At 37.2% G+C, this 17,884-nt stretch carries 22 protein-coding genes; 16 read left to right on the forward strand and 6 right to left on the reverse strand.

Features of this window, described 5'->3' with window-relative positions; genetic code table 11:
* Positions 1-21: 21 nt before the first annotated feature.
* The 3 genes from KTH84_RS03045 to KTH84_RS03055 form a co-directional block, all read right to left on the reverse strand.
* A complete protein-coding gene (locus KTH84_RS03045) occupies positions 22-753 on the reverse strand; it encodes a molecular chaperone (RefSeq protein WP_145988275.1) in 732 nt (243 codons plus the stop codon).
* Positions 754-841: 88 nt separating this feature from the next.
* Positions 842-1,375, reverse strand: coding sequence for a fimbrial protein (locus tag KTH84_RS03050; protein WP_003651778.1), 534 nt, complete (start codon positions 1,373-1,375; stop codon positions 842-844).
* Positions 1,376-1,867: 492 nt separating this feature from the next.
* Positions 1,868-2,158, reverse strand: coding sequence for a hypothetical protein (locus KTH84_RS03055; RefSeq protein WP_202742056.1), 291 nt, complete (start codon positions 2,156-2,158; stop codon positions 1,868-1,870).
* Between the two features lie 676 nt (positions 2,159-2,834).
* On the opposite strand from KTH84_RS03055, the gene KTH84_RS03060 reads away from it, so the two are divergent.
* Positions 2,835-3,032: a hypothetical protein gene (locus KTH84_RS03060; RefSeq protein ID WP_262471910.1), complete on the forward strand. Its 198-nt coding sequence runs from the start codon at positions 2,835-2,837 to the stop codon at positions 3,030-3,032.
* Positions 3,033-3,293: 261 nt separating this feature from the next.
* Here KTH84_RS03060 and KTH84_RS03065 read toward each other — a convergent pair whose 3' ends face one another.
* Complete coding sequence (locus KTH84_RS03065; RefSeq protein WP_262471911.1) at positions 3,294-3,494, reverse strand: hypothetical protein; 201 nt, start codon at positions 3,492-3,494, stop codon at positions 3,294-3,296.
* A gap of 190 nt (positions 3,495-3,684) precedes the next feature.
* Between KTH84_RS03065 and KTH84_RS03070 the strand changes: the two genes are divergently transcribed.
* From KTH84_RS03070 to KTH84_RS03100, 7 genes are all read left to right on the forward strand, one after another.
* Positions 3,685-4,902 (forward strand): phage/plasmid replication protein, II/X family, encoded by a 1,218-nt coding sequence (locus KTH84_RS03070; RefSeq protein WP_262471912.1) that lies wholly within the window; start codon positions 3,685-3,687, stop codon positions 4,900-4,902.
* 10 nt (positions 4,903-4,912) lie between these two features.
* A complete protein-coding gene (locus KTH84_RS03075; RefSeq protein ID WP_262471913.1) occupies positions 4,913-5,239 on the forward strand; it encodes a hypothetical protein in 327 nt (108 codons plus the stop codon).
* Positions 5,240-5,649: 410 nt separating this feature from the next.
* A complete protein-coding gene (locus KTH84_RS03080) occupies positions 5,650-5,910 on the forward strand; it encodes a hypothetical protein (RefSeq protein WP_111818312.1) in 261 nt (86 codons plus the stop codon).
* A gap of 140 nt (positions 5,911-6,050) precedes the next feature.
* Positions 6,051-7,424 carry a hypothetical protein gene (locus tag KTH84_RS03085; RefSeq protein ID WP_262471914.1) on the forward strand — a complete coding sequence of 458 codons (1,374 nt, stop codon included), beginning with the start codon at positions 6,051-6,053 and terminating at the stop codon, positions 7,422-7,424.
* On the forward strand, positions 7,417-7,698 hold the full coding sequence (locus KTH84_RS03090) for a DUF2523 family protein (protein ID WP_262471915.1): 282 nt from the start codon (positions 7,417-7,419) through the stop codon (positions 7,696-7,698). Before KTH84_RS03085 ends, KTH84_RS03090 begins: the two co-directional genes overlap by 8 nt.
* A complete protein-coding gene (locus KTH84_RS03095) occupies positions 7,698-8,831 on the forward strand; it encodes a zonular occludens toxin domain-containing protein (RefSeq protein WP_262471916.1) in 1,134 nt (377 codons plus the stop codon). Before KTH84_RS03090 ends, KTH84_RS03095 begins: the two co-directional genes overlap by 1 nt.
* 365 nt (positions 8,832-9,196) lie before the next feature.
* A complete protein-coding gene (locus tag KTH84_RS03100; protein ID WP_262471917.1) occupies positions 9,197-9,337 on the forward strand; it encodes a hypothetical protein in 141 nt (46 codons plus the stop codon).
* A gap of 236 nt (positions 9,338-9,573) precedes the next feature.
* Here the strand turns inward: KTH84_RS03100 and KTH84_RS03105 are convergent, their stop codons facing one another.
* The gene (locus tag KTH84_RS03105; RefSeq protein ID WP_262471911.1) at positions 9,574-9,774 is read right to left on the reverse strand and encodes a hypothetical protein; all 201 of its coding nucleotides are present in this window, start codon (positions 9,772-9,774) and stop codon (positions 9,574-9,576) included.
* A 190-nt stretch (positions 9,775-9,964) separates the two neighbouring features.
* Here KTH84_RS03105 and KTH84_RS03110 point away from each other — a divergent pair, with 190 nt between their 5' ends.
* Positions 9,965-11,182 carry a phage/plasmid replication protein, II/X family gene (locus KTH84_RS03110; protein WP_262471918.1) on the forward strand — a complete coding sequence of 406 codons (1,218 nt, stop codon included), beginning with the start codon at positions 9,965-9,967 and terminating at the stop codon, positions 11,180-11,182.
* A 10-nt stretch (positions 11,183-11,192) separates the two neighbouring features.
* On the forward strand, positions 11,193-11,519 hold the full coding sequence (locus KTH84_RS03115) for a hypothetical protein (protein WP_262471913.1): 327 nt from the start codon (positions 11,193-11,195) through the stop codon (positions 11,517-11,519).
* A 189-nt stretch (positions 11,520-11,708) separates the two neighbouring features.
* Here KTH84_RS03115 and KTH84_RS03120 read toward each other — a convergent pair whose 3' ends face one another.
* Complete coding sequence (locus KTH84_RS03120; protein ID WP_262471919.1) at positions 11,709-11,897, reverse strand: hypothetical protein; 189 nt, start codon at positions 11,895-11,897, stop codon at positions 11,709-11,711.
* Between the two features lie 115 nt (positions 11,898-12,012).
* On the opposite strand from KTH84_RS03120, the gene KTH84_RS03125 reads away from it, so the two are divergent.
* The 6 genes from KTH84_RS03125 to KTH84_RS03150 all read left to right on the forward strand — a co-directional run bounded on the left by KTH84_RS03125 (position 12,013) and on the right by KTH84_RS03150 (position 17,594).
* The gene (locus KTH84_RS03125; protein WP_262471920.1) at positions 12,013-13,233 is read left to right on the forward strand and encodes a phage/plasmid replication protein, II/X family; all 1,221 of its coding nucleotides are present in this window, start codon (positions 12,013-12,015) and stop codon (positions 13,231-13,233) included.
* An 8-nt stretch (positions 13,234-13,241) separates the two neighbouring features.
* The gene (locus KTH84_RS03130; protein WP_262471921.1) at positions 13,242-13,568 is read left to right on the forward strand and encodes a hypothetical protein; all 327 of its coding nucleotides are present in this window, start codon (positions 13,242-13,244) and stop codon (positions 13,566-13,568) included.
* A 375-nt stretch (positions 13,569-13,943) separates the two neighbouring features.
* Positions 13,944-14,159: a hypothetical protein gene (locus KTH84_RS03135; RefSeq protein ID WP_262471922.1), complete on the forward strand. Its 216-nt coding sequence runs from the start codon at positions 13,944-13,946 to the stop codon at positions 14,157-14,159.
* 110 nt (positions 14,160-14,269) lie between these two features.
* On the forward strand, positions 14,270-15,886 hold the full coding sequence (locus tag KTH84_RS03140) for a methyl-accepting chemotaxis protein (protein ID WP_262471923.1): 1,617 nt from the start codon (positions 14,270-14,272) through the stop codon (positions 15,884-15,886).
* Between the two features lies 1 nt (position 15,887).
* On the forward strand, positions 15,888-16,178 hold the full coding sequence (locus KTH84_RS03145) for a DUF2523 domain-containing protein (RefSeq protein ID WP_262471924.1): 291 nt from the start codon (positions 15,888-15,890) through the stop codon (positions 16,176-16,178).
* 81 nt (positions 16,179-16,259) lie between these two features.
* Complete coding sequence (locus tag KTH84_RS03150; protein ID WP_262471925.1) at positions 16,260-17,594, forward strand: zonular occludens toxin domain-containing protein; 1,335 nt, start codon at positions 16,260-16,262, stop codon at positions 17,592-17,594.
* Positions 17,595-17,884: the final 290 nt, after the last annotated feature.

A 17,884-nucleotide genomic window follows, 5' to 3' on the forward strand; every position in this document is an offset into this window, starting at 1 on the left:
TTAAAAAGATAAATCTGATTACTAAAGTTTTATTGGGTGTTCGACTCGACCACCGTAGTCATTGACATTAATAAAACTCATATCTTGAAGATTGCCATTCTTAAGCTGAACTGACGCTTCAGAAAAAGGCTTAATCATTAGCCCTTGAGGTAATAAATCAACTTTTTTATCACCTGCCTTTTGGTAAACAGAAGTCAACGTGATATGAAAAGGAGTTGGATTTTTTACCGTTAAACTTTGACCAGATTTAATCCATTGAAGCTTATCTGATGCTAAATTCGCATCTTCTTTAATCGATGATGGACGATAGAAGAACTTAATACGTGAACGAATTGCAAGTTGCAGGAAATTATCAGGTGTCGTATCTTCACTTTTTGAAGTAGGTCTAGGTGGAATATCTAAAATATTCAACCACAAAACTGTTTCTTGCTTCTGATTTAATTGAGAAGCATTTGGCAAAGCGGTAATACGGAGGGTCTGACTTTTCGTTGCTTCAACACGAGAAATAGGAGGAGCAATCATAAAAGGAACTTTTGATTGGTCTGGTGTACTTTTTGGGTCACCTTCATCAATCCAAGCTTGGACAAGTGCTGGCTTTGAACCGTTATTGCTAACTTGTAGCGTAACTTCTCTAGCATCCGACGGATAAATTACACGGGTGCCATGAATTACAATTTCTGCTTGAGTAGCAGGTGCGACAACCGCTGAAGCAAATGCCAAACCTAACAAAAAATTATAACTGTTCAATTTCATTTTTCGAGTTCTCAACCAAGAAAGATTCGGGAAGGTGTTACACAAAACAGGGCTTCCATGCGAACATAGAAACCCCGCTATCAATTAATTATTGATAGATAATTGTGTATTGAACAGAAGTAGTTACTTTACCAGCAGTAGAAGCGCCAGTTGCATAGTATTCAGCATAGTAGTTAAGGTCAGCACTTGCGCCTTCAGCTACGTCAACCCATTGAGAGTTAGCTTGAGCACCATTTGCACCCGCAGCAAGTACTGGGATGAAGTTGTTGTTGTTACCTAAAAGTTGAACGTTAACGTTTTTAGCACCAGTAGCGTCTTGGTTAAGTAAACGACCAGTATTAAAGTCAACAGTTGCACCTGGTTCGAAGTAAGTAGCCACTTTACCTTGTGAACAGTTAGCTAAGTTGATTTGGAAAGGAGTACGACCAGCAACATCCCCAGCAACAGCTAAAGTTTGTTTAGAAACAGTTGGAAGAGTAACTGTGAAGTCTTTACCAGCTGGGGTAACGATGTCACAAGTTTTGTCTGTAACTAAACCATTAATTGTAATTGTACCATCAGCAGCTTGAGCATTCGCAATCCCTACAACCGAAAGAGCAGCGATCAAAGCAAGTTTTTTCATAGTGTTTTCTCAAAAGTCTGGATAAAAGTTTATTTCCTTACTTTTCCAGTGTTTGACATCTTGAAAAGTAATGCGGCGATCTTAACACTTCTTAAACAAAATGCAAACTAGATCACATTATTTTTTCATAATTTTAATTGAATCACACTTTTTATTTGATATATAGAACGAGAAGAAATAGCTTATATAGCTGTTTATAAAAGTTTTTTTATTTTATAAAAAAGAGACATTACGGAAAAAAGCAAGTTACATAAGAACACTATGTAAAGAGAAAAGAATTGAACAATTTATGTGAAAAATAAGCTTAAATTCTTAGAATACAATTATATAGAATAAATTATGCATATGTATACAGAAAAAACATACAAATAGTCACTTTTTATAGAAAAAGAGTGATTTATCTATTTTTCATCAAAATATGCGATGAGTTCGACAAATCACTCTTTAATGAAGCTTATTATAGGAATAGCCTTAAGTGCTATGCCTAATAAGTTAATGATAGTTGATAACCACGACTTTGTGGTTAGAACCTATGCTTTCAATGCTAGTGTCCATTTTCTCAGTATGTTGAGCTAAGTTAGAAAGACTATTTTTGTTTAAATATTCACTATCAAGTTTAATATTTAAATTATTTACCTCAACACATTCTATCTCGCTACGTTCTGTTGAACATGTATCTTCAACAATATTTCCTCTTATCATTATTGTGTTATTTGCATAACAAAATAGTGGGGAAGTAGAAAGCACCATCAGAATAAGAAGTTTAAAAATATTATTTTTCATTTTATATGCCTATTTATAAAATAGTTTATATATATATTTGATACAATATTTTTAATTTAAAAACAATCATTAACTTTAAACCAATAAAAATTATTAATTTCCATGTGATATAAATCACATTAACTACCTTAAATAAGGTAATGGTTAAAATTCTTACAATATTATTAATAAATATAATAATTATAATGCTACAAAAACCATCAATATCAAACTAAATGATTGATATTTATATAAATTTAAGAATTTTACTTTTATAAAAGAATAAAATAATATATGGTTAAATATTTAATAAATATGTAATTTATTTTTCATAATTTCAGTATTTGTATTTAAAATAAATTATAGAGAAGTAAGATGCTAATTTTATTTAAAATGTGATTAATTACACCTTTTAATTACAAAGTGGAAATTAAATTATTTTTCAAAAGTGATCACTACATAGACATAATTTAAAAATTATTACACATTTTAAATATATTAAGGTGCAAAAGCTAATTTTAGCTTTCTAAGGCTTCTTAAAATTCTTCTTGGAATATAAATGTGTATATTTTTTTCAAAATAAAACTATATCAGGTAGAAATATGGGCTAGAGAAAAGGACTGATAAGTAGTATTCAAATACAACATCTAAAGGAAAATTACTCAAAGTAGATGCACGTGCTGGAGACAAAAGCACAATGAATATTCGTTTAATTCTAGAGTCACAGAAATTTGATCATGGAGTTGAGCAAATGGTGTCATGTATGCAGGTAGTTAAATTTCATGAAGATCATCAACATTTATTTGAGTTTTATAAATATTATCTGAATAAAGAAATCTTTATTCCAGTGACGTTGTCATCAATGGCAGCAATATTTTTTATCGTACAACTGTGATGGTAAGGCAACAGCAAGAAGAAAATGTAGCTAAAGCTTGATAGAACTAAACACATAATAAGGAATTATATAATTGTTCGTATAATGTGAGCCTGATTATGTAACATAGCCGATTTGCAACTATTCCAACTGCAAATCGGCGTTTTTTTACATAGTCGGCATTATGCGAATTTGAAGCCGAGGCGGGGAGTCCATGCTTTCTAATGGTGGACTCTAGTCTCAAATTTGAGAATTTATCGGATTATCTCGAGGTCTTATTGGTTACTTTATGATCTTAACCTGACCGCTGTTACCAACTTCCAATTGATCTAAACCCTCATCTATCAGAATATGAACTAATTCACTATCTCGTAGTGGTTGTTGACCTTTTTGAATTAAAACCTTGTTTAATTCAACTGCTTTTTTTCTAAGTTTTTCTTGCTCTTCGTCGTTAATCCTAACGCTCTTAACCATAGTATGCATACCTTGTCTCACAATGCGGATGATAATACATGTATTTTTGCATGCATGTATTGCGCATGCGTGTATATTTGTGTTAGTTTCCTCTACATTGCATTTATGCATGCATGTAAACATATGGGGGCAACATGGATAAAAATAAAGAAGTAGGGGAAATAGAAAAAATCTTTATTAGTGGTCTTGAGTAATAGTTATGCTCGACCATCTTTGTATCAATGCTCCCTTTGAGTCTAGTTTCTTCTCTGTGAACGAAGCGGGCGAGTATTTTTTTATTGATGTTGATTTACATTCGATTGAAATACCACTTGCATCACGTTCGGTTCATAAGAATGAAGATGGTGCAATTTCTGCTGCTGCTTTATTTCATCCATTTGAACGTGTGCCAACCCATTACACGGGCATGGCAATGAAAGTGTTCTTTGACTCAAGTTATGAGCCTTACGTTCAAATTAAGGCTTCGCCTGCCAAGTTACTTCAAGGTCATAACGTCTTTGGCAGCGATAACATAGAGCAGGGTGCTGATGAGATGATCGGCTTCTTGCACATGGCTTATCCAGTGTTAACTAAGATGCTTGACTGGTCTCGTGCTTGGGTTTCTCACATAGATGTAACGTATTCAGCTAAGTTGTCAGATCAGACAACAGCTAAAAAGGTTCTGGATTTTCTGGCTAATGTCAGCAATGGTCAAACTAGACTTTCTAACAAGCGGTTTGATAGTTCTGTGTATTGGGGTGGCCAGACTTCCAGACTCGTAAACCATAAATGCTATTTAAAGCATGACGAATTTATTAGCCAGTTCGAAGAACTTAAACAACTGGCAAAAAAGAATGATAAGTCAGCTCAACGAGTTGTCGATGTCATGTCTGACTCAAGGTTAATTAACTGGACTGTCGGACTTTTACGCTTTGAGTCACGTTTAAAAAAACGTTGGCTTGAGCGCAATGGAGTACCAACGAACCTTTATGAACTTATAGCATTTCAAAAGGCAAATCCTGATTTACTTCAAACACTTTGGACTAAAGCAACGCACGGAATATTTGATGCCATGAGAGGTCAAACTGTGAAATTGATTAATGATGAAAGTGTTTTGGAAGCCATATCTAACTCGCCAGTTGTCGTTACCAATAGCGGTAAGGTTTCTCAAACACGTATTCGAAATATTTATTCTACGTACTGCTTAGTACGTGAACATGGTTTAGAGAAGTTAGCGGAAATGCTTCCTAAGCCTACGTTTTATAGACATTTATCTGAACTTTGCGATTGTGGCTTTTCAAAGGCATTTTTGCAGAACTTGCATGACAACAAGGCTAAAAACGTCATTCCATTTATGAAGCTCGTAGAAATCGACTTTTCACAACAATTGCCTGAGTGGTATCAGCCACCAGTATCGCAATTTAAATCAGTAGCTTAAAGGTGAGCAAATGAACAATTCACAACAACCAATTATGACTGTAACTGGCATCCGTAAGGCTGCGGGTGATTTCCAAGATCAGACTTCAGGTAAAACTATTGAATTCTCAAATACCGTTGTAACGGTATTACAGAATTATTCTGAGCGTGAACTAGAACAAGGTGCAATCGGTTTTAAATCAACGGACTACAAGATTAAAGGCGCACAGTTCTTTAATGATTACATGCATCAGAAGTTACCCGCAGATGCTGCAATGATCTTTGATTGGGATTTTACTGGGAAACAGCCGAAAGCTGTACTAGTAGCATTAGACTTTAACGCAAAGAAAGCTATATAAATCAAAGGCTTAACACTGAATAATAAGCCTATTCGCATAATGTATAATATGTAAATAAATCAATAACTTACGTTAATTATTGGGGATATTATGAGCTGCTTAATCTATACCTGTCAAGAGTGTGGAAACACGTTCTTCTATGAAGGGGTGTACATGGCTCATATCTCTAACTGTAAAGGCTAAAGGATTCTGGCGATGGTAATAGATGATTGCTCGGTTACGACTGTGATTGACGGCATAAATTACTGCATCGTCGTCTTGCATCAACAGTCTTGGATGGATGAATTAAATAACTTACCGCCTGAAAAGGTGGCTGCATTAATCTCCGCTACGGCTTTGATATGGTACGTCGCATCAGCGATACGTACTAATTTAAAACTACTTGGCTCGAACGATTCGGAGGTATAGCCATGGAAACTAAAGACCAAAACACTACTAATCAAGCTATCAAAAAAACTAATTCAGCAGTTCGCTATGCCATTGCTACAGCAGGTGTAACGCTTGCAACAATGGGTACAGCATTTGCTGAAGATGCGCCTACATCAATCGACTTAACTGTTGGTCTTGCGGGTGTTGCTGTAATCGGTGGTTTGATGGCTTCAGGTACGCTTAAAGCGTTACCTACTTATGTAGCTTGGGGAATCCGTAAAGCGTTGTCTATGCTTCGCTAACGGACAATAAAAAAAAGGCGGATAGGAGCGCACGACCGTACGCACCGCATCCGCCTTTTTTATTGGAGTAAATGAAATGACTTTCTTCTTCATCGTCGTAGTTCTAGCAGCATTTTGGATAGTTTTATCAGGGGATTAGCATGATCATTCGTTTATTACTAATTTATCTTGCTTTTTTCACTGTTGAAGCTCGCGCTACTGACAACGGTGATTGGTGGCTACAACGAGAAATCACGTTACAGCAAAATCGAGAAGATTACGCTAAGCGCGTTTATGGTCGTTCTGCTCGGTCTTTTGTTGAAACCGATCCCGTTACTGCAAAATCAAGAACAGTTACTAAGATTGCAATCGCTGAAGCAACACCTACAGCTAGTCGAGTCGGTTCTACAATGCTTCAACGTGTTGCTTTCTACGCTAGAAATCCAGGCGTACAAATGGTGGGTGTTTATGCCGTTTCACAGCTAATTGAGGGTATCGGTTGGGTTATGGATGAGGGCTCAAAATCATATGTGAAATATAAGCCTACTAATCAATCATGTCAGAATCTAACTTATGCACAGAATGGCGGAAAAGCTAATACAACATCATGTACTGTTCGTGATTCTTGTATGCTCGAAGTAGAGTTTTTAAAAAAACAGTTTCCTTCACGTAATTATGCATTTAAATCTTCTTCAGAGAGTCCTAGACAATGTAGCTTTACTTGGGTTAGTGGTTCGGGCACCACAGAAACTGGTTCTTCTGCATTGTTGACTTACGTTAATCCAAATTATGACCCAAATGCAGCAAAGGAAAAGATTCCCTTAACTCCTGAAGTGCTTGGCGCTGCCATGATGGGTGAAGGTTATAACGATCCAGTTGATCCAACTCTATACAACCCAATTGCAAACAATGGTCAGATGAATCAATCAGTTGCAAATTCATATGAGCATGATCCAACTGGTATAGGTGATGATCTAGCAAAGGAAATGGATGACAAAATTAAAAATGCTCCTTTGACACCAGATGGAAAGCCAGCACCTTTTGGCGCTCCTCAATATTCAAATCCACCAACTCCGTCTGCACCAAATATGAATGATCGCTCATGGATTTCCGATGGTGGTACTGCTGACGGTACAGCACAACCATCTGATCCAAACGCTCCAGCACAGTCAATTTCTATTAAATTCCCTGTTTTTTGTGAATGGGCTTTTACTGTTTGTAGTTGGTATGACGCTTGGAGACAAACAGACAACTGGATGAAACAAGAACCACAATTAAAAGATGAAAAATTAGAAGTAGAACAAGAGGATATTGCAACTTATCAACGTCAAGATCATGTGGTATTTGCCAAAACGTGTCCTTTTGCCCCCGAACGAGTTGTTATTGGTTTGGGAATTGCGGGTGCTATGGAATTTGATGCTGATTTAACATTCTTCTGCACTATTGGTGGACAAGCAGCGCCTTATATACAGGGGCTTGGTTATCTTGGAAGTCTTATTTTCTTAATGATTGGTTTAAGGAGCGGTAATGCTTAAATTTCTTGCCGTTCTGGGTGAATGGCTTCTAAAAAATTCAGTACAGAAAGTCATTGCCGGAGCCGGTCTATCTGTCGTTGGTTATGTGGGTATTTTAGTGGCTGTACGAGCTGCATTTAATACCATGATCGGTGATCTTAATTCTATTCCTGCAACTCTTTTGCAGATGATGGGGATTTGTCGAATAGATCATTTTATTGGTTCATTTGTTTCTGTTGCTTTGTTTCTACTGACTCTTAACTCAGGCAAATTAATGATAAGGAAAAAACAATAATGTTTGATCAATCTCAAGCGGGTGGCACACTCCGTTTAACATGTGGTGCATTTGGGGCAGGCAAAACATATTTAACAGTTAAAGATGCTGTAGCTGCTCACAAGAGTGGTATCTATAAGAACATTTATTCAAATGTCCGTGGCCATGCAGAGTTATGTGAATATGTTCGGCCTTTACCTGAAGATTGGCGGGATTGTGAACATTACAGCTTAATTATTATTGATGAAGTACAGACACATGAGAAGTTTTCTAAGCACTTCTCAAGCCGTCGAGATTCTGAGATTGTAGATATTACTATGGTGCGTCATAACCATTGTGATATCTGGATGACTTCACCAGATCCTGCTTTATTGAATGCTGATGTACGTAAATTGGTAAACCAGTATATTTATTGTGAGGCAAATGGTAGTAAAACTTCTAAAGCCTACTGTTTTACAAAGGTACAAAATTCAATCACTAAGTCGACTAAATTACAGGCTTATGATGAATATACTTACACAATTGAAGAGAAGTTTTACAAGCTATATATCTCTACAAAAGATGGCAATTCATCAGGTCGTGCATTTCATCGAAATATCAAGTTGTTAGGGTTTATTGGTGGCATGTGCATCATTGTGGCTATCATTGCGGGTTTAGCTTGGTATCTAATGAAAGGTACTAAAGAAGATGCTAAGAAATATAGCCAAGCTGTTGAAAATTCTGCGTCTAAAAAAGATTCCCAACCTATGAAAGATGTTACTAATCAGGTTAAGTTGAGTGATGAGGATTGCCGTAAAGGTATTAATGTTCAGAAACCTGAATGTATCGAGTACTTTAATCGTTTAACTAAGAATGGTGAATCTGTGGGGGCAACTGCTCAGCAAGTAAGTTATGATCCTTCTAAGCCATTTGAATCTGCTGAACAAATTCAAGAAAATGTGACCTATCAAGTTACTACTAAGCCTGTCTTATCTGGGTGTATGACAGATCGTCAAGGTAGATTAATTGGATACACGCAACAGGGCACGATTATTCATGGCCTTAACCAGTCCGATTGTAAACGTATAATTAAGGGTGATCGTCCGTTTAATTACTTTGCTCAACCTGAGGCACCGACACTTGCTCAAGCTGCGACTACGACTGCTAGCACTTAAATTTTTCATCTTTGATTACTAAATCCGTCTATATGTTGTGACGTCGCGTTATTAAGGAGTGTCTTCAGGGGAATTGAGACACATCGTGACAATCTATTGATTTACCGTAAAATATGAGTGTCTCAAGGCGTAGTCTAGACACTTCGACATGATGATATGTGAGCGTTCAGAATGTTTGCTGGAGTTTGGAAGGAAAACGTGATTGCAGCGGTGCCGTAATCGAGCACGACGCACATGCATAGTGTCGTAGGCACCGCAAAAGGTAAGTGGCTGTAAAATGGATAGGAAATTTCTGAAGGTAGAGAGCTTATCACTTAAGAAGTATTAATCTCGCCTTGAGACACTTTAAAAATAAGGGGAATTTGATGGTTATTTGGCAATTTGTTAAAGATAACTTTGGCACTATTTGGGGTGTTATTACTGCTACATTGATTTTAGTATCAATGGCGGTTTCGCTTATTCGCGAGATGAAATGGCAACAAGATGACGATCAATACATCCCTTAAATTACCCTTTTAAAACTGAAATTTTTCAGCATATTTTTTAGTGTCTGAAAGTTCGCATAATGTGAGCCTGATTATGTAACATAGCCGATTTGCAACTATTCCAACTGCAAATCGGCGTTTTTTTACATAGTCGGCATTATGCGAATTTGAAGCCGAGGCGGGGAGTCCATGCTTTCTAATGGTGGACTCTAGTCTCAAATTTGAGAATTTATCGGATTATCTCGAGGTCTTATTGGTTACTTTATGATCTTAACCTGACCGCTGTTACCAACTTCCAATTGATCTAAACCCTCATCTATCAGAATATGAACTAATTCACTATCTCGTAGTGGTTGTTGACCTTTTTGAATTAAAACCTTGTTTAATTCAACTGCTTTTTTTCTAAGTTTTTCTTGCTCTTCGTCGTTAATCCTAACGCTCTTAACCATAGTATGCATACCTTGTCTCACAATGCGGATGATAATACATGTATTTTTGCATGCATGTATTGCGCATGCGTGTATATTTGTGTTAGTTTCCTCTACATTGCATTTATGCATGCATGTAAACATATGGGGGCAACATGGATAAAAATAAAGAAGTAGGGGAAATAGAAAAAATCTTTATTAGTGGTCTTGAGTAATAGTTATGCTCGACCATCTTTGTATCAATGCTCCCTTTGAGTCTAGTTTCTTCTCTGTGAACGAAGCGGGCGAGTATTTTTTTATTGATGTTGATTTACATTCGATTGAAATACCACTTGCATCACGTTCGGTTCATAAGAATGAAGATGGTTCAATTTCTGCTGCTGCTTTATTTCATCCATTTGAAAGTGTGCCAACCCATTACACGGGCATGGCAATGAAAGTGTTCTTTGACTCAAGTTATGAGCCTTACGTTCAAATTAAGGCTTCGCCTGCCAAGTTACTTCAAGGTCATAACGTCTTTGGCAGCGATAACATAGAGCAGGGTGCTGATGAGATGATCGGCTTCTTGCACATGGCTTATCCAGTGTTAACTAAGATGCTTGATTGGTCTCGTGCTTGGGTTTCTCACATAGATGTAACGTATTCAGCTAAGTTGTCAGATCAGACAACAGCTAAAAAGGTTCTGGATTTTCTGGCTAATGTCAGCAATGGTCAAACTAGACTTTCTAACAAGCGGTTTGATAGTTCTGTGTATTGGGGTGGCCAGACTTCCAGACTCGTAAACCATAAATGCTATTTAAAGCATGACGAATTTATTAGCCAGTTCGAAGAACTTAAACAACTGGCAAAAAAGAATGATAAGTCAGCTCAACGAGTTGTCGATGTCATGTCTGACTCAAGGTTAATTAACTGGACTGTCGGACTTTTACGCTTTGAGTCACGTTTAAAAAAACGTTGGCTTGAGCGCAATGGAGTACCAACGAACCTTTATGAACTTATAGCATTTCAAAAGGCAAATCCTGATTTACTTCAAACACTTTGGACTAAAGCAACGCACGGAATATTTGATGCCATGAGAGGTCAAACTGTGAAATTGATTAATGATGAAAGTGTTTTGGAAGCCATATCTAACTCGCCAGTTGTCGTTACCAATAGCGGTAAGGTTTCTCAAACACGTATTCGAAATATTTATTCTACGTACTGCTTAGTACGTGAACATGGTTTAGAGAAGTTAGCGGAAATGCTTCCTAAGCCTACGTTTTATAGACATTTATCTGAACTTTGCGATTGTGGCTTTTCAAAGGCATTTTTGCAGAACTTGCATGACAACAAGGCTAAAAACGTCATTCCATTTATGAAGCTCGTAGAAATCGACTTTTCACAACAATTGCCTGAGTGGTATCAGCCACCAGTATCGCAATTTAAATCAGTAGCTTAAAGGTGAGCAAATGAACAATTCACAACAACCAATTATGACTGTAACTGGCATCCGTAAGGCTGCGGGTGATTTCCAAGATCAGACTTCAGGTAAAACTATTGAATTCTCAAATACCGTTGTAACGGTATTACAGAATTATTCTGAGCGTGAACTAGAACAAGGTGCAATCGGTTTTAAATCAACGGACTACAAGATTAAAGGCGCACAGTTCTTTAATGATTACATGCATCAGAAGTTACCCGCAGATGCTGCAATGATCTTTGATTGGGATTTTACTGGGAAACAGCCGAAAGCTGTACTAGTAGCATTAGACTTTAACGCAAAGAAAGCTATATAAATCAAAGGCTTAACACTGAATAATAAGCCTATTCGCATAATAGACACTAGATTATGTTACTAAGCCCCAGTGAGAAGATTATCCAGTCTCACGGGGCTTTTTAACATCAATCTGCATTATGCGAATCTTTGAAAGGTTGGGGGAGTCCACGTCTTCTAATGGTGGACTCTAGTCCGATATTTCGGAATTTTACTTCTCTTTGTACTCTTGCTGCCAAGCGATTACGTCTTCTGCTTTTAAATCTTTTAAGTGTTTTGCAATAAGAGCATTGACGATATCGGCCTCATCAATCGGCAATCTTGTTTTTACAATAAAATCTATGTGTGTTTTTTGTATCAGTGACACATATTCGGTTTTAACTCTATACGTCTTTGACATTTCACGCATCTCTAAGCTCGTTGATTCTTATATTTTATCATTGTGACACTGTTGCATTGTCACAAGCAACTGTGATACAAATGCAGCATACAGTCACATGCAACGGTGTCACACCATGTTGGATCATATTTGCATAAATGCGCCTTTTGAGTCCAGCTTCTATTCAGTAGATGCTGAAGGGCGTTATTTTTTTGTAGATATTGATCTGCATTCTATTGAGATTCCGCTTGCTTCTCGTTCTGTTCATAAGAATGACGATGGTTCAATTTCTGCTGCTGCGCTATTTCATCCGTTCGAGTCAGTTCCGACTCATTACACGGGTATGGCAATGAAAGTATTTTTTGATTCTAGTTTCGAACCTTTTGTACAGATCAAGGCTTCACCTGCGAAATTGCTTCAAGGTCATAATGTCTTTGGTAGCGACAATATAGAGCAGGGTGCTATGGAAATGATCGGCTTCTTACATGAAGCTTATCCGCTTCTTGCACGCATGTTAGATTGGCCTCGTGCTTGGGTTTCACATATTGATGTGACTTACTCAGCACGATTGAAAGACCAGAGCACGGCTAAAAAAGTTTTGGATTTCTTGAGTAATGTCAGTAATGGCCAGACTCGTTTGAGTAACAAGCGTTTCGACAGTTCAGTCTATTGGGGAGGTCAGACTTCAAGACTTGTGAATCACAAGTGTTATATGAAGCATGATGAATTTATTGCTCAATTTGAGGAGTATAAAATGCTCGCAAAGAAGAACAATAAGGCAGCTCAAAGAGTTGTTGATGTCATGTCCAATTCGGATCTGATTAACTGGACTGTCGGTCTTTTACGTTTCGAATCACGTTTAAAAAAACGTTGGCTTGAACGTAATGGAATTCCTACCAATCTCTTTGAATTAATTAAGTTTCAACGTTCTAACCCTGATTTACTTCAAACACTCTGGAACAAAGCTACTCATAGCATTTTTGAAGCCTTGCGAGGTCAAACTATGAAATTAACAGACGATACAAGTGTACTTGAAACAATTGAACGCTCAGAAGTTGTAATGACCAAATCTGGCAAGGTTTCCCACACTAAAGTGCGTAATTTATTCGCTATGTTTTGTCTTATCCGTGAAAAAGGATTTGATGAAATTAAAAATAATTACGGTAAGTCTCAATTTTACAACCTAGTTTCCCAATTGTGTGAATGTGGCTTTTCAAAAGCATATTTACAGAACCTTCATGATGAGAAGGCATCAAACGTCATTCCATTCGTAAAGCTCGTAGAAATCGACTTCAATCAACAATTGCCAAACTGGTATGAAGAGCCAGTTTCGCAGTTCAACTATAAAATCGCATAGGTGAGCAAATGAACAATTCACAACATCCAATTATGACAGTTACAGGTATCCGTAAATCTGCGGGTGATTTCAGTGACCAGACATCAGGTAAACAAATTACGTTTTCAAATACGGTCGTAACGGTACTTCAAGAATATTCAGCCAAAGAAAAAGAACAAGGCGCAATCGGTCTTAAATCGACTGACTACAAAATTAAAGGCGCTCAGTTCTTCAATGATTACATTCATCAGAAGTTACCAGCCGAAGCTGCAATGATCTTTGATTGGGATTTTACGGGCAAAGCGCCAAAGGCTGTATTGGTATCGTTAGATTTTAGTGCGAAGAAAGCTATATAAAACAAAGTGTTAAATATGTAATACTTCGTATAATGTATAATATGTAAATAAATCAATAACTTAGAGTATATTTGATATTAGCACAGGGGATATCTTAATGACAATACTAGTATGGTATTTCTTCATTTCTGGCGTTTTATCAAATATTTATTTAGTCATCAGATATATATTGCGGAAATTTAATAATGGCGTATCTGTGCGAAACAATTCAGATAATTGATTCCGTTCAATACGGGGTTAGTTGTGTTGAGTCAGCAAGTTTACTTGAGCTGTCTAATGAAGCACGGGACGAAATTCTTAAATACGTAATCAAGGTTTTTGCAATGGTGTTCATTGCAAGAAGAGTGCTTTCCATTTTCGATAGGAGATAAATCAATGGGAATCAATAAAAGTGTTGTAGGTATTGCTGTAGTAGCTGCTTTTGCTCTTGCTGCATCAACTGGTGTTTTTGCTTTAACTGCTGCTGAAGTAAATACGGCAACTGCTGCGTCTGGCTCTGAAGATACTATTAACGCGGGTTATTTATGGGCGTTGGGTATCGCTGTTGTCATCTTTGGTGGTCGAAAACTCATTAGTATTTTCGGTCGCTAATTAGGGGATGCACATCATTATGAATAATGAATCTTTAATGAATTGGATTATTGTCGTAGTGATGTGCTTCGCTTTATCGCGATTGCTTAAATGAATGTGGGGGTTCATTTATGCATTATTTTAGATATTTGATTTTTATAATTATTAGTTTATTTTCTCTACCTGTATCGGCTGCGGGCTATTATTGGGTTCATCAGAGTTATTTAACATCGAATCAGGGTTTTCAAGCTTTCCCTAATCCTAACTCATTTTCTAGTATTTCTGCTGCTTGTGGCTGGATAAATGGTAAACCTATTATGTCGAGTGGCACTGCCCAGCTTACAAATACAGAAGTTTTATCTAATGGGGATGGTAAATGTACCTTTAATACTACTTTGGAGCCTAATAGATTTTCTACATCTATGGTTATTAGATCAGCCTGTACTTCTAATTCTACTATTCCTGCTTGCGCTCCGCCTCAATGTCCTAATTCTGGCACACCAGTTCCAGTATATTTTGATCCTAATACACCTATTCCTTTACGTGTTTGTAAGGCTAATCCTGACGGTACGTTTTGCGTTTATGATGCTGCAAATAAAGCTAACCCTTTAGTTATTTCACTTAGTGAAAAGCAGCAAATTGTTTTGCAATCTATCAGTAGTATTCCAAGCCCTTCATGTACACCTGAATTTTCAAAGTCTTCTTGTGACCCTAAAGACCCATATGGGGGTTGTTATAAACCACCTGATGATGGTTGTAACCGTATGGCAGACGGTTCTATTTATTGCCCAGAAGGTACACCTCCGCCACCAATTCAAACGGGCTGTAGTAACAATGCGACATATTGCAATATGCCTCCAACTGGATGTGGTTCAAACTATGTTCCGGGCAATTTTAACGGTCAGCAAATCTGTGTAAAAAATAGCAATCCACCGCCTACTGATCCAATCGATCAACCGCCTCCGGCTTCGGAACCTCCTTTACCAGATCCAAATGACCCTAATAATCCGCCTCCATCTTCTACGCCTCCGCCTGTAATACCTCCTGATAATGGTCCAATTTTAAGGTCTATTTTGGATGCAATTAATGCTGTTAATAACAAGTTGAGCTGGGTTAAAGATGAGATTGTTAACTCGGTTAATAATGTTTCTAGAACATTGGGCATAACAAACCAGAAGCTTGATACTGTTAATTCATCAGTTAAAGAAACCACTGCTGCGGTTAAAGAAACCACTGCTGCGGTTAAAGAAACCACTGCTGCTGTAAACAATGTAAAAGCTGCTGTAGATGCTAATGCAACAACGGTAAAAACGGCTGTAGAAGCGAATGCAAACACGGTTAAAGGTGCTGTAGATGCAAACACTACTTCAACTGCTAATAAGCTAAATGAAGTTGTAAATGCAATTAATAATAAACCTATTGGTAGTGGTGGTTCTGCAACAAATATGGAGCCTACAAACAGCCTTCTTACTGATATTAAAAATTTTCTAACTGGTGGAACTTTACCTACAGATAATGGGGAAAAAATTGAGACTAAGGAATTAACTAACCAATCTTTTAATACTGGTCTTATTTCTTCAGGTGGTTCTTCTTGTCCTCCAGATTATCCGATTAATTGGTCTACACCTTTTGGAACAATTAATAAATCTATTTCTTTTGAAAACCTTTGTTCTCAATCTTCTTGGATTGGTTACTTAGTTTTAGCCTTTGCTTACATGGTAGCAGCAGGCATTGTGGTGAGGGCTTGATATGCCAGCTTTAGGCCCTTTATTAGCTTGGTTTGCAAGCTATTTAATTTCTAGTCTTATTTTTAGACTTTTCGTTTCGACTGGTCTGTCGATCATCTCTTTTTATTTTGTGAACGAGCTTGTTTCGACTGCTAGGGATCAAGTCCAAAATGCATTTTTTGGGCTTCCTGTTTATATGCTTGCTTTCATTCAACTTTACAAAGTTGATCAAGCTATTTCAGTGGTTTTGTCTGCATACGCAATTGCGGCATATATAAAAACAGCACGTGTAGTCATCGGGCGCAGCGGATAGCGTGGCGGGGGTCGGTGGGATGTGCGCAAGCGCGTCCTGCCGCCCGCGCGACGCTGACGATGTGACAGAGGAGTAATATTAATGAGTATTGTAGTTTCTGCGCCAATTCGCACAGGCAAAACACTGTATTGCATGCAGGTCATAGATAAAATTTCAAAAAAAGAACCTCATAGAAGAATCTATACAAATATTATTGGTTGTACTTATCCAGGCGTAATTGCTATTACTTCAGCACAGGATAAACCCTTTGATTGGCGTGACTTACCAAATGGTGCAGTCCTTATTTATGATGAATGCCATGAACACCCTGCATTTTCAAAAGATGACCTTTTAAAGACTTATGAAATTGATGATTCTGAATATATTTTGGCTGTAGCTAAAATTAATATTGACCCTAATTTGAAGGTTAAAGAAAAAGAAGAGCTAGTGCGCCAAGAAAAGAAAAAACAGGAAATGCGTTTAGAGAAAGCCAAGGAAGATATTAGAGATATTGGTAGATCATTAACCCTTCATGGTCACTTTGGTATTGATATTTATTTTATTACTCAAAAACCATATTTATTAAATGCGTCTGTTAGGGCTTCGTGTAATGAACACATAATTTTAAGACGTTTATTTAAACTTAAGGCGGCTACCATATATCAATTTGCTGAACTACAAGAGCAGTTCGGTTTATCGACTATGAAAAACGCATTAACTTGGAGGTTCTGGAAATATCCTAAGCAGCTATACAAATTCTATATTTCTGCTGAAGAGCATGAGTCATCGAAACAGATTCCTTTCCAGTTGGTTTTTTGGTTACTTTTACCTCTAGTTATTTTTGGTTTTGCGTTCAAAAATTCCTTAAATTCACCTTTTTTTAATAAGTTTTTTGGTGATGATGAGGTTAAAACGGAACAATCTGCCTCTGATATGTCTATTGCTGACCAGCAAAAACAACTCGATGCAAAAATGAAAGCTGCTGAAGAAGAAAAGAATAAACCTGTCGATTGTAATGATCTAATGAACTCACACCTTGAACAGTGCGTAAAATTCAATACAGAGCGTCAGAATCGCTTAAATCAGCAAGTTCAAGCTGCAACTGCTTATCCAGTATCCTACGATCCTAATGATCCTTACAGCGCATCTGGTAACGCTCAGTACGTTGCTACAGCTCAACCTGTTTTTGCAGGTTGCGTCAAATATAAGGGCAAATATTATGCATTTTCACAGCAAGGTACACGGCTTAATGTTCCTTCGTCTGATTGCAAACGTTTGATTGAAGATGGTGACAGACCATTTAATTACTTTGCAAAACAGCAACAACAAAACCAGCCTATGCAACAACCTGTACAGCAAGCGCCACAGGCTGTTCAACAATTTGATGCGGAATTTATTGCTAAGTATCAGGCAGCTAAGTCACAAGGTTTAATTTAAAACCTTCTTCTTTGACTACTAAAAACCGACTATTTGATGTAACGTAGATTTAGCAAAAAAGTGTCTTCAGGGGAATTGAGACACACCGCATAAAACATTGAATTTTGTATACTTTTGCGTGTCTCAAGGCGTAGTCTAGACACTTTGACTCGAGGTCTTATTTATGGATTTAATTATTAGATTGGGTTTTGGATTTTTCTGTTTTCTTATACTTTTTACGATAGTTTCTGCTCCTTTTGCTAAACGCAAGTAATGAGCATTTTTTAGTGTCTGAAAGTTCGCATAATAGA

Origin of the sequence: Acinetobacter sp. WU_MDCI_Abxb74 (assembly GCF_025513915.1) — a bacterium.
Classification (GTDB): Bacteria; Pseudomonadota; Gammaproteobacteria; order Pseudomonadales; family Moraxellaceae; genus Acinetobacter; species Acinetobacter calcoaceticus_C.